Annotated in this window: 6 protein-coding genes and 1 pseudogene; 5 read left to right on the top strand and 2 right to left on the bottom strand. The window is 68.1% G+C overall.

The features are described 5' to 3' along the window. Positions 1–771 precede the first annotated feature (771 nt). Together ACFQ79_RS30370 and trpD are read left to right on the top strand one after the other, a co-directional pair. Complete coding sequence (locus ACFQ79_RS30370) at positions 772–2745, top strand: anthranilate synthase family protein (protein WP_383589452.1); 1974 nt, start codon at positions 772–774, stop codon at positions 2743–2745. After that, positions 2742–3821 carry an anthranilate phosphoribosyltransferase gene (gene trpD / locus ACFQ79_RS30365; protein ID WP_383589450.1) on the top strand — a complete coding sequence of 360 codons (1080 nt, stop codon included), beginning with the start codon at positions 2742–2744 and terminating at the stop codon, positions 3819–3821. Before ACFQ79_RS30370 ends, trpD begins: the two co-directional genes overlap by 4 nt. Positions 3822–3885: 64 nt before the next feature. Here trpD and ACFQ79_RS30360 read toward each other — a convergent pair. Beyond that, positions 3886–4092: pseudogene (locus ACFQ79_RS30360) on the bottom strand (IS21 family transposase); the annotation flags it as partial. 480 nt (positions 4093–4572) lie between these two features. Further along, the gene (locus tag ACFQ79_RS30355; protein WP_383589448.1) at positions 4573–7161 is read right to left on the bottom strand and encodes an AMP-binding protein; all 2589 of its coding nucleotides are present in this window, start codon (positions 7159–7161) and stop codon (positions 4573–4575) included. A gap of 216 nt (positions 7162–7377) precedes the next feature. Here ACFQ79_RS30355 and ACFQ79_RS30350 point away from each other — a divergent pair, with 216 nt between their 5' ends. Genes ACFQ79_RS30350 through ACFQ79_RS30340 form a run of 3 tightly spaced genes read left to right on the top strand, consistent with a single transcriptional unit; the run spans position 7378 to position 11058 of the window. Beyond that, positions 7378–8397 (top strand): iron ABC transporter substrate-binding protein, encoded by a 1020-nt coding sequence (locus ACFQ79_RS30350; RefSeq protein ID WP_383589446.1) that lies wholly within the window; start codon positions 7378–7380, stop codon positions 8395–8397. A 1-nt stretch (position 8398) separates the two neighbouring features. After that, positions 8399–10015, top strand: a complete 1617-nt coding sequence (locus ACFQ79_RS30345; RefSeq protein ID WP_383589444.1) for an ABC transporter permease — start codon at positions 8399–8401, stop codon at positions 10013–10015. Continuing rightward, on the top strand, positions 10012–11058 hold the full coding sequence (locus ACFQ79_RS30340) for an ABC transporter ATP-binding protein (protein WP_383589442.1): 1047 nt from the start codon (positions 10012–10014) through the stop codon (positions 11056–11058). The genes ACFQ79_RS30345 and ACFQ79_RS30340 overlap by 4 nt, the downstream gene beginning before the upstream one ends. Positions 11059–12000 lie beyond the last annotated feature (942 nt).

Below are 12000 nucleotides of genomic sequence, written 5' to 3'. Positions count from 1 at the left end.
GGCAGGCGGGCGGGGTGACTGCCGCCCGCCCGGGATCTGCGCCCCCGGGGTCGTAGAAGCGCGTCCGCACCGGAATCGCGGTACGCCTGAACATAGCGCCTCAGCCGCATAGTAGAGTGAGTACTGCGTATTCTCATCGGTCCCGGGCTCCATCACGCCCCGCGATCTTGAGTCCCGGCCGATGCTGCAGGTTGTGCGGGCACAGGCAGCGGCGAAACTCGGGCCGACTGTCGCCGCTGTGGCTCCGTTCGATATCGTGTCGGCCCAGGAAAAACCCAGATGCGGACGGCATGAGCAGCTCGGGAGTGAACGTCGTCCTCGTTACCGATGGAGCCGAAGGCGGATCCCTGCCCAGAGGGCCAGCGCCTTGGAAGCAGCCAACGTAGCACCTGGTGCACGTTTTTGCGCTACAGCACCCGCCAAGCTGGTTAAGTCCGCCTCGGTGAACCAAGGCGAACACTCGCCCGTGTCGGACCGGGCGGTCATCGCTTCTGAGTCATACGCCATGGGCTCACCGTGATTGCGTGACGGGCAGACTTCCGCATCGCAATTCGATACGACCTTCCATGCGCCATGCAAACCATTCATGATCCTTCGAGAGGATGAGTATCTGATACCTGCGCGACAACAGTCATCGACGGCTTTCATGAAGGCTCACACTGCTCCGCCTCAAGGGCAAGGGTGCATGCATCACGAGCATTCTCCGAAGCACGCCCCCAGGCCTTCTCTCTGTGGATACGTGTGCATGCTACCGCGCCATGAGGAAGCCCTATGACTCTGCCTTTGTCCGTCCCCGAGCTCGTCGATCAACTCACCTCCGAGGACGCACCTCCGTTCGCTTTGCTACGCCGCAATGCGCCGCACGTGACACCCGGCACCATCGAGGTACTCATAGGCACGATGGGTACTTACGAGCGGCTGGCTCAGCTGCCCGTTGTTCCTGGTGCACCTGCCTGCGGCAGTCCAGTTCATGATCTCCTCGCACTTGTCCCCTACCGGCAGATACGCGAGCGGGGTTTCGAGGCGCAGGATGATGGAACTCCATTGCAGGCCTTGCAGGTTACGGAGCAGAGAACTCTTCCTTTGGCACTTCTGCTGGCTGCCTTTCCGGAGACCGAGGTTGATCTTGCTGACGGAGGGTTCGTCACATCCGACCTTCAATACGCGGATACTGTCCGTCGGATCATCAGCGACGAGATCGGGCAGGGTGAGGGAGCGAACTTCGTGATCCGGCGGGATTTCACCGCCACGATACGAAACTTTGGGCTTCATTTGGCGCTGGGTCTGTTCCGTCGACTCATGGAGCAGGAACGTGGCGCCTACTGGACATACCTGGTTCACACCGGCGAGCGGGTTCTGTTGGGTGCCAGTCCCGAGGTTCACGTCCGTCAATCCCATGGCACGGTTGTGATGAACCCGATTTCAGGGACATACCGTTACCCGGATGGCGGTCCGACGTTGTCGTCGCTCATGGAATTCCTCCAGGACACCAAAGAGGCGGAGGAGCTGACCATGGTGGTGGACGAGGAGTTGAAGATGATGTGCTCCGTCGGTGACCGTGGCGGCCAGGTGATCGGGCCGCGTCTGAAGCAGATGGCTCGCTTGGCACACACGGAGTACGAGTTGCGCGGGCGGACGAGCATGGATGTGCGTGATGTCCTGCGTGAGACGATGTTCGCCGCTACAGTCACGGGCAGTCCCCTGCAGAACGCCGCCAGTGTGATCTCCCGGTACGAGCAGTCCGGACGTGGGTACTACGCCGGCGCGCTGGCCCTGATAGGCCGCTCGGCCAGCGGCGGCCAGACGATGGATTCCCCAATCTGCATAAGGACAGCGGACATCGATGTGTCCACGGGGCGCACGGTGGTACGAGTCGGAGCCACACTCGTCCGCAATTCCCGGCCAGAAGCTGAAGTGGCCGAGACCCATGTCAAAGCCGCTGCCATCCTCGGAGCGATCGGAGCGATCGGAGCGATCGAGTCATCACCACAGCACCAGACCACTCCAGGTGAAGGCCACACGCTTGCCGAGAGTTACCAGGTACAGGCTGCGCTGTACAAGCGTCGAGGGAAGCTGGCCTCGTTCTGGTTGAAGAAGCAGGACGCCTCCCCACCGGCCACCGCCAGCCGGGCTCTGGTCGTGGACTGCGGAGACGACTTCACCGCTATGCTCGCGCACCAGCTCCGCTCCCTCGGCCACCCTGTCGTCGTAGAGAGCTACGACGCTCCAGGGCTGAGTGAGAGCGTCGCATTCCACGACGGCATCGTCCTGCTCGGACCCGGTCCCGGTGACCCCACCAGCACAACCGATCCGCGGGTACGGACGCTGAGAACGATTGCTCAAGCAGCCCTACAGCGAGACGCCGGCGTCCTGGGTGTATGCCTGGGGCATCAAATGCTTGCCACCGAGCTTGGTCTACCGATACGCCGTATGCCGAAACCAAGGCAAGGCACCCAGGAGGAGATCACGCTCTTCGGCCGACGTGAAACCGTCGGTTTCTACAGCACCTTCACCACCTGGTGCGATGATAGTGCGGCGGATGCCCTCCTCGATCAGGGGATCGAACTCGCACGTGACCCGCGCACAGGCGAAGTGCACGCACTACGCGGACGCGCTTTCGCCAGTGTGCAGTTCCATCCCGAATCAGTGCTGAGCACCCGCGGAATCGGTGTTGTCGCCGAACTGGTGCACCATGTCGAGCGGTCCGCGCACAAGAACCTCCGCAAGGACTGGTCCGCTCGATGACGGCCCAGCACCCACATGCGCGGACGTGGCGGCATGTCATCCAACACCTGATTGAGCGACGTGATCTCAGTGTCGCAGAGGCTGCTTGGGCCATGAACGAAATCATGGAGGGCAACGCAACTCCCGCACAGGTAGCGGGGTTCGCGGTCGCACTGCGGGCGAAAGGAGAGTCGGTCACCGAATTGCACGGCATGGTTGAGGCCATGTACACCCATGCCGAAATCCTGGACGTACCTGGCCCGAGTGTGGACATCGTGGGCACCGGTGGGGATCAGGCTCAAACAGTCAACATCTCCACCATGGCCGCTGTCGTGGCGGCAGGGGCAGGCGCGACCGTGGTCAAGCACGGCAACAAGGCTGTCTCCTCTGCAAGCGGGGCTGCGGACGTACTGAGGGAGCTGGGAGTCGAGATCTTCCTACCGCCACGTGCTGTAGAGCATGTGGCCCGCACAGCAGGCATCACCTTCTGCCTGGCCTCCACGTTCCACAAGGCAATGCGCCATGCCGCCCCGGTGAGAGCGGAACTGGGCGTACCCACCACGTTCAATTTCCTCGGTCCCCTCGCCAATCCCGCCAACGTTCCAGCGTTGGCGTTGGGATGTTCCGACGGTGCCCTTGTAGGAAGGTTCGCTTCCGTGGTGGCTCACCGAAACAAGCAGGGCCTCGTGTTCCGAGGGCAGGACGGACTCGACGAACTCAGCGTCTGCGCCTCGTCCGATGTTTGGATAGTCAAGGGAGGCGTCGCATACCAGCAGACTCTCGACCCTCGAGTTCTGGGTATCCCACGTGTCGGAATCGATGCTCTAAAGGGTGGCGACGCCCGACACAACGCCAAAGTGGCGCGCAGCGTGCTGGCGGGGGAACGAGGCCCCATACGCGACACAGTACTTCTGAATGCAGCAGCCGCTATCACAGCCGTACAGCTGACCGATGAACCGCTCTTGCACCAGCTACGCTCGTCGCTCATCCAGGTTACCGAGTCTATCGACTCAGGATCAGCGACACGGAAACTCGAGCAATGGGTGACTGCCACGCAAAACGCACGGCCGGAGAACTCGGTTGAGGGTACCCAGTGAGCACCGGCCAAGCCCCAGCTGCGTCTGATCAGATTCCATACGCTCAGCCAAGGCCCGAATAACGAGAGCGCTCGACCAGCCCCTTGAACTCCGGATCCCGTGGCGGGGCGAGCTGGATCCGGGTGGCCAGGGTGCCGGCGAAGGCCGCCGCGGGAGCGGTCACCTTGCCCGTTCCCCCGATGGCGGCCTCCAGGTCCCAGGCCAGCGACTTTGTGACCCGGCCGATTCCGTGGATCAGGGACCACATGCCGGACAGGATGTCGCCGGCCTGGACTTCGGCGTCTGTCGGCTGGCCTGGGGCGATGGGGAGACATCGGGCGGCGATGATCACGCGGCGGAGTTTGGCGAGCATGTCGGCGCAGGAGCGGGTCGGTCTTGGTGGTGTACCAGGGGGCCCGTGCGCTGTGATCGGCGGCGTCGTTGGGATGGTGGTCGTGCAACACGTACCAGACGACAGTGATCGAGTAGCAGTACAGGCCGAACGGGCGCGAACAGCAGACCCGGAACCCACCCGGGTGGAGAGCACGGGGTGCCATTGGCGGACGTCTGCTGGCGGAACGCAGAGCGCCCCGCCTTGGGTGTCTGAGGGAACGCACCGTCCCTACAGGGAGTCGTGAGGATATGGCTTTGGGAGGGCGGCTCCTGGGCGCTTGTGCGTGTCAGTTTCTGTGGGCGTCGGGGAGTGTCCGCCCGGCAGTCGGCCGGCGTCACCCCTCGTGCGTCGGTCTGCCGTGCCATTCCTCGAACGGGGTCAGGAGTGCTTGCAGCGGGAGCCGGGCCGTCCAGCGCGTAGTGCGGTCAGGCGGGCCAGCGCCGACAGCTTCCGGGGCAGGTGGTCGGTCCCCTTGGCGTAGGCGATGCCGAAGATGAGGGCCGATATCAGCGACAGGGGTTCGGAGATGCCGTCCAGGATCGGATAGATCTGCCAGTGCGTCAGATAGATGGAGAGCGAGCTGGCGGCAAGCAGCCCCGCCACCTGGTTGATCCGGCGGTGGCTGGGGAGCGTGGGGAACCACACCAGCAGGACGAAGCCGATGAGGACGAATGCCTCGCGCCGGGGTTCGTCGGGGAAGAAGCCGGTGACCGTGGTGAGAGCGGCGAGGGTGACGAGCAGCCGATGCGGGGTCGTGCAGGCTTTCGCGGCCGCCCAGCCGAGAGCGAACAGCCAGAAGACGGTGACCGCGTCGGTGATCTGGGAGCGCTCGGGGAGGCCGATCAGCTCGTAGCGGGTCAGCAGACCGAGCGCGACGAGGGTGAGGGGAAGTCCGTACGGGAAGCGTCGCTCCGCCCGGTCGGCGGCCGGCAGTGCGAGGAGCGCGAGGGTCGCAAGCAGGATGTACACGAGTGCTTCCACGAACCACAGGTGTATGCCCGGCCCCGTGTCCTGCGGGAAGAGGGCGTTGTGCAGCAGGAGGAGATTACTCAGGTCGTAGTCGGTGCCGATCAGCATCGCGAAGGCGGTCCAGGCCACGCATGGCAGCGCGATGCGGCCTGTGCTCCGTCCCGTGTTGCGGAGGCGATCGCGGCGTCTGGCGGGGGTGAGCAGGAAGCGGGCGAAGTTGAAGCCGGCCACGGCGAGCAGCAGATGTGCACCGCCCCGGAGCTCGAAGAGCCTGGCGTGCGAGCCGACGATGCACACGATCGCCACCGCGCGCAGGGCGATGCTGGTCTCCAGGGACCGGCCCCGGGTCCGCAGGGGGGTCTTGCTCTCGGGGGTCCGTAGCTCGCTGATCGGTGTCGTGTGCCAGCTCGCGGGGAGATGGCCAAGGCGCTCTTCGAGGTGGAGTGACATCTCGACGTAGGAAAGGGAATCGCCGCCGAGTCCCACGAAAGTGCTGGCGGGTGTCACGTCGGTACGGTCCAGGATCCGGGTGTAGAGCGCGCATAGGTCATCGGTGCCCGAGCCGCCGTGCGGGACTTCGGCGTTGTCCGGCCGGTCGAGGGCGCGGACGGCTTGGTAGTCGGGCTTGCCCGTGGGCAGGCGGGGCAGTTCGATCAGCAGGTGTACGCGGACCGTGCGTATCGGCAGCCCGAACTCGTCGATGACGCGTCTTCGGATCCGCCGCTCGTCCCACCCCGGCTTGCTCACGACGGCGAGGGTGAGCCCGTTGTCGTCCCCCGCGCACAGCACGCTGAGGCCGTGGCGCTCCTCGAGTGTGGCCTCGACCTGCCGGGGGTCGATCCGTAGGCCGAGGATCTTCAGGAATTGGCCGAGGCGGCCCACGATCTCGTACAGGCCAACGTCGGTGCGCCGGGCCAGGTCGCCGGTGCGCAGGGTGTCGAGGGTGCGGCCGAGGGCCAGGTCGTCGGGGGTGTGGGCATAGCCCAGCATGACGTTCGGGCCGGAGTAGACGAGCTCGCCGACATCTTTGCCGAGCCCGGCGGCCTCGTCGACGGTTTCGAGCGCGAATGAACCGCCCGGTACGGGAACGCCGATCGCTCCCGGATACGCGGCCGCGAGCTCCGGCGGCAGGTAGGCCATGCGTGCGGTCGCCTCGGTCTGGCCGTACATGACGAAGAGGTCCCAGCCGCGTTGCTGCCCCAACTCGACGTATTGGGCAACCCGTTCGGGGGCGAGGCGGCCGCCTGCCTGGGTGATGTAACGGAGGTGCGGCAGGTCCATCTCGGCGAAGCCGACCCGGTCGAGAAGGTCGAAGGTGTACGGCACTCCGGCGAGGGTGGTGCCGTGGGCGGTGCGGAAGAGGTCCCAGAAGCAGGTGTCGGCGACGGAGAGTTCGGTGAGGACGAGGCCGGCGCCGCGCAGGAGGTGGCTGTGGATGACGGACAGGCCGTAGCAGTAGTGCATCGGCAGGGTGGTGGCAGCCCTGTCGGTGTCACGGATGCCGAGGTACGAGGCGATCGACTCGGCGTTCGCCTGAAGGTTGTCGTACGAGAGCCGGACGAGTTTGGGGGAGCCGGTAGAGCCTGAGGTGCTGAGGAGTAGGGCGAGGTCGGGGTGGAAGAGGTGTGCGGAGCCTGTCCGACGCTCCTCGATCCGCCACTCGTCGGTGCCCGTGTGGACGACAACGTCGGGGTCGTACGCGGACGTCAGCGCTGCCACGGCCTCTGGGTGGTCTCCGGGCGCCAGGAGCACCGGGTGGCCCGAGGCGAGCGCGGCCAGGTGGACGACGAGCGCGCCGATCGTGTTGGCGCCGGGCAGGAGCACGAGGCGGCGCCCCGGGCCCAGCTGCCGGGCGGTGTCAGCGACCCGTCGGGCCAGCTCGGCGTAGGAGATCGTGCCCTCGGTGGTGACCAGGGCGGTGCGGTCGCCGTGCAGCGCGAGGTCACCGGCGAGGGGGAGGGTGTGGCCACCGGCGGGCGGGGCGGGGAGGAGCGTCACGGGCGCATCGTAGGTAAGGCTTTCCTAAGTGAGAAGGGGGGTGCCGGTACCGGATGCCCATTCGCGGCCGGTCCGTTATCAAAGCCTGCCTTGACCATTAGGTTAGCTTTACCTTATCAATGCCGTATTCACAGGTTCTCCCGGCAGCTCTCGCCGCGCGACCCGACGCCACAGGCGACGGCCGCGGCCGGCACGGCAGGAAGGCATCACCTCACCATGCGCCGCCCCTTGGCCCGCACGCTCACCGCGCTCACCGCGGCAGCCCTCCTCGTCCCCGCGCTCGCGAGCTGCGGCAGCGACGAACCGGCCGGACTGGTCATCTACTCCGGCCGTAACGAGAACCTCGTGAAACCGCTCATCGAGAAGCTCGAGAAGCACCTCGGCACCACCGTCGAGGTCCGCTACGGCGACAGCGCAGAACTCTCCGCCCAGCTGCTGGAGGAGGGCGACAAGACCGAGGCCGGCCTCTTCCTCTCCCAGGACGCGGGCGCCCTCGGCGCGCTCTCCAGGGAGCAGCGCCTCGCGCCGCTCCCCAAGGCCACCCTCGACAAGGTCGACACCGCCTACCGCGGTTCGGCCGGCGACTGGACCGGCGTCAGCGGGCGCGTGCGCGTCCTCGGATACGACCCCGCTCAGGTCCCGACGCCGCCGAACAGCGTCCACGAGCTCGTGAAGCCCGAGTGGAAGGGCAAGATCGGTTTCGTGCCGACCAACGCCTCCTTCCAGGCGTTCGTCACCGGCATGCGCGTCCTGGAGGGCGACGAGGCCACCCGCACCTGGCTCAAGGGACTCAAGGCCAACGAGCCCAAGGTCTACGAGGGCAACCTCAAGGTCCTCGAAGCCGTCGACAAGGGCGAGGTCTCCCTCGGCCTGCTCAACCACTACTACTGGTACGAGCAGGTGGCCGAGAAGGGCGCCGACAAGATGAGGGCCAAGATCCACTATCTGCCCGAGGGTGACCCGGGCGGCCTCGTCAACGTCGCCGGCGTCGGCATCCTCAAGGGCGCCGCCGAGAAGCAGGCCGCGTTCGCGCAGAAGGCCGTCGACTTCCTCCTCTCCGCCGAGGCCCAGACGTACTTCGCGCAGGAGACCAAGGAGTACCCGCTGGCCGCCGGAGTGAAGACCGCCGCGGGCGTGCCGCCGCTGGAGACCCTCCAGCCGCCGAAGATCGACCTCGGCAAGCTCGACTCGCTGAGGGAAACCCTGGCCATGCTCCAGGAAGCCGGACTGGTCTGACGTGACCTCACCGGACTCCCCCGTCCGGACGCGTCACGGCATTCGCCCGGCAAGCGCCCCCGCGCCCGCCGGGCGGAAGCGGGCCGACGAACGGAAGCGGCCTGGCGGGCGCACCGCCAGACCCTCATGGGTCCTGACAGCGCCCGCCTGCCTCGCGGCGGCCCTCGCCGTCCTGCCCCTCGGCTACCTTGCCGTTCGCGCCCTCGAACGTGGCCCCGCCTTCGCCTGGGACGTCATCGCCGGCGACCGGACCGGACAACTGCTCCTGCGCAGCCTCGGTCTGACCGCCACCGTTGTCGTCGCCTGCCTGCTCCTGGGCATCTCCCTGGCCTGGCTCACCACGCGCACCGCCCTGCCCGGCGCCCGCACCTGGTCGGTCCTCGTCACCCTGCCCCTGGCCGTGCCGAGCTATGTCACCGCCTTCGCCTGGCTCTCCGCAGCCCCCTCGCTCGCAGGGTTCACGGGCTCGGCCCTCGCCCTGACCCTCGCCAGCTTCCCCTACGTGTACCTGCCGGTCGCCGCCGCGCTCCGCGGTACCGACCCAGGACACGAGGAGGTCGCCCGCTCCCTCGGGCGAGGACCGCTGCGCACCTTCATGAGCGTCACCCTGCCCCAGCTCCGCCCGGCCGCAGCGGGCGGCGGACTGCTCGTCGCGCTCTACGTGCTCTCCGACTTCGGCGCCGTATCCCTCATGCGGTACGACACCTTCACCCGAGGCATCTACACGTCCTACCGCGCCAGCTTCGACCGCACCCCGGCCGCCGCGCTCAGCGCCGTGCTCGTCCTCATGACCATCGCACTCGTCGCCGGCGAGACCCGCACCCGCGGACGGGCCGGGTACGCCCGTACCGGAGCGGGAACCGCCCGGCAGGCCGTTCCCGCCGCGCTCGGCCGGCTGTGCCTGCCCGCCCTCGCCTGGTGCGGAGCTGTCGTGGCGATGGCCGTCGGATTCCCACTCGCCACCCTCGGGTACTGGCTCGTCGTCGGCTCCTCCGTGACCTGGGCCCCGGCCACCCTCACCAGTACCGCGCTCACCACTCTCGGCCTCGCCTCCGCCGGCGCCGCGCTCACCACCCTGCTCGCCCTGCCCGTCGGCATCATCGCCGCCCGCCACCGGGGCCGCCTCGCCCACCTCCTGGAACAGGCCGCCTACGCAGGCCATGCCGTCCCCGGCATCACCGTCGCGCTCGCCCTCGTCTTCTTCGCGGTCCGATACACCCGGCCGCTCTACCAGGAGACACCACTGCTCGTCTGCGCGTACGCGGTCCTCTTCCTCCCCGTCGCGGTGGCCGCCGTCCGCGCCGCCGTACTCCAGGCGCCCCCCGTACTGGACGACGTGGCCCGCTCCCTCGGCCGTACCCCCTTCGGCGTCCTGCGCGAGGTCACCGTGCCGCTCGCCGCACCAGGCGTCGCCGCAGGCGCGGCCCTCACCTTCGTCGTCTGTATGAAGGAACTCCCCGCCACTCTCCTGCTCCGCCCCACCGGCACGGACACGCTGGCCACCCGGCTCTGGACCGAGACCGGCAGTGGATCCTTCGCCGCCGCGGCCCCGTACGCAGCTGTCCTGGTCCTCCTGGCCGCCGTCCCCTCCTACCTCCTCGGAAGGCACCACCCATGAACGACCTCCAGGTCAGCGGCGTGGTCAAGGCCTACGGTCCCGGCGCCACAGCCCTCGACGGCCTCGACCTCACCATCCAGGGCGGGCAGCTCGCCGCCGTCCTCGGCCCCTCCGGCTGCGGCAAGACCACCCTGCTTCGAGTGATCGCCGGCTTCTTGCGAGCGGACGCGGGCACCGTCACCGTCGCCGGCCGGACCCTCGCGGGCCCCGGAGTCCACCTCCCGCCCGAACGTCGCCGCATTGGCATTGTCCCGCAGGAAGGCGCCCTCTTCCCGCACTTGAGTGTGGCCCGCAACGTCGCCTTCGGTCTGACCGGTACCGATCGCGGCGCCCGCGCCAACCGCGTCGACGAGATGCTGGATCTCGTGGGGCTCGGCGGATACGGCGACCGGATGCCGCACGAACTCTCCGGCGGACAGCAGCAGCGCGTCGCCTTGGCCCGAGCTCTCGCCCCCGAACCTCATCTCATCCTCCTCGACGAGCCGTTCAGCGCCCTCGACAGCGGACTGCGCGGAGCAGTGCGAGCCGAGGTCCGCGCCGTGCTCCGGGACAGCGGAGCCACCGCCCTGCTCGTCACGCACGACCAGCAGGAGGCGCTGTCCACGGCCGACTCGGTCGCTGTCGTCCGCGACGGCCGGGTCGCCCAGTGCGCGGCTCCCGAGGACCTCTACCAGCGCCCCGCTGACCCCTGGGTGGCTTCCTTCGTCGGCGACGCCGTCTTTGTCACTGGCACAGCCGACGACAGGACGGCCACCACGCCGCTGGGCCGCATCCCTCTCGCCACCTCCCCCAAGGGCCTGCGCAAGGGCCTCGTCCTCCTACGCCCCGAACAGTTCCGTCTCACCGACCCGGACACGGCGACCGCTCATGGCACCGTCACGGACGTCCGCTTCTTCGGTCACGACTGCATGGTCATCGTCGCCGTGGACGGATTGGAGCAGCAGATCGACATCCGCGCCCCAGGCCCGATCCAGGTTCAACCCGGCGGCCGGGTCGGTATCCAGGTCACCGGCGACGCCACCCTGCATGAGGTGCCAGCCTGAGGCGGGCGCAAGCCTTCTCGGAGCTGTCGATACCGGCTGCGAGCTGGACAGTCCTGGGCACGATGCGATCTCGGCGTCCCAGCAGACAACGGCGCAGCCGAGGGCGACAAACGTGGCGCGCGCCTCCCTCGACTCGGCCGCCAAGGAAGGCATCCGCCCCGCGACGACCGTGTCCGGCGCGAAGACGGAGCTGCACGGATGCGGTGCCAGCCAGCAGCACAACGCGGGCGCCCCGTTCCCGCTGCGCCCCCGCCCAGCAGTGCGGCAGCCGGCCTGGAGCTGCCGGAGCGTGCTCGGCTCCGCCCCTCGCTCGGCCTCACCGGCACCGCTGGCGAGCCGTGTGGGCCGGTCCGGTCGTGCCGGGTGCACCCGGCACGGCGAGGATTCCGACCGGTAGACCCGGGTACGCAGGAACGCCGCGACGGTCGCCGCCTCGCGCGGGCTGGCGAAGTGCAGCAGGGCCGACTCGGCAGCGGCGTGAGCGGCATCCACAGGGTCCGGGGGCAGGCTACGCCCTCGGACCCGCTCCGTTTCTCTCATCGCTGCCGCGCCTCGGCCGGCAGAGGCGTCGCGTGACACAGGCCTGTCCATACGCGCCTCCAGGCGTCACCGTGCTCATGCCTTCCGCCGTGTCACGCCGGGGCCGGTCCCCGATGGCGAGCTGAACGCCCGCGACGGCGAGGGCGCCCAGGATGGGACAAGCCGAGCTCGTGCATCGGGCCGATGAGTGGCCGTCGGACCGGTACCCGCCACCGCGCCGGACCACCCCGCCACCGCTGAGGGGCCCGCCTTCACGACGCGCGGTGTCGCGTTCCTTCGTGAGCCCCGGTCAGACCCCGGCGGTGACGAGGTCGCTCAAGGGCTGCGCGGAGTCCGTTCCGGAGTGGCCGAGGGGGGCGTCGAAGCTCCAGACGAGGAAGAGCAGGAAGACCACCAGGGCGC

Source organism: Streptomyces sp. NPDC056480 (assembly GCF_042795405.1).
Taxonomy (GTDB): Bacteria; Actinomycetota; Actinomycetes; order Streptomycetales; family Streptomycetaceae; genus Streptomyces.
Note: the sequence above shows the minus strand (reverse complement) of the source record. Positions and strands in the feature narration are given on the sequence as shown.

Excerpts from the sequence above, each read along its gene's own strand:
- trpD (WP_383589450.1), top strand. The coding sequence starts at position 2,742 with ATGACGGCCCAGCACCCACATGCGCGGACGTGGCGGCATGTCATCCAA.
- ACFQ79_RS30350 (WP_383589446.1), top strand. The coding sequence starts at position 7,378 with ATGCGCCGCCCCTTGGCCCGCACGCTCACCGCGCTCACCGCGGCAGCC.
- ACFQ79_RS30370 (WP_383589452.1), top strand. The coding sequence starts at position 772 with ATGACTCTGCCTTTGTCCGTCCCCGAGCTCGTCGATCAACTCACCTCC.
- ACFQ79_RS30340 (WP_383589442.1), top strand. The coding sequence starts at position 10,012 with ATGAACGACCTCCAGGTCAGCGGCGTGGTCAAGGCCTACGGTCCCGGC.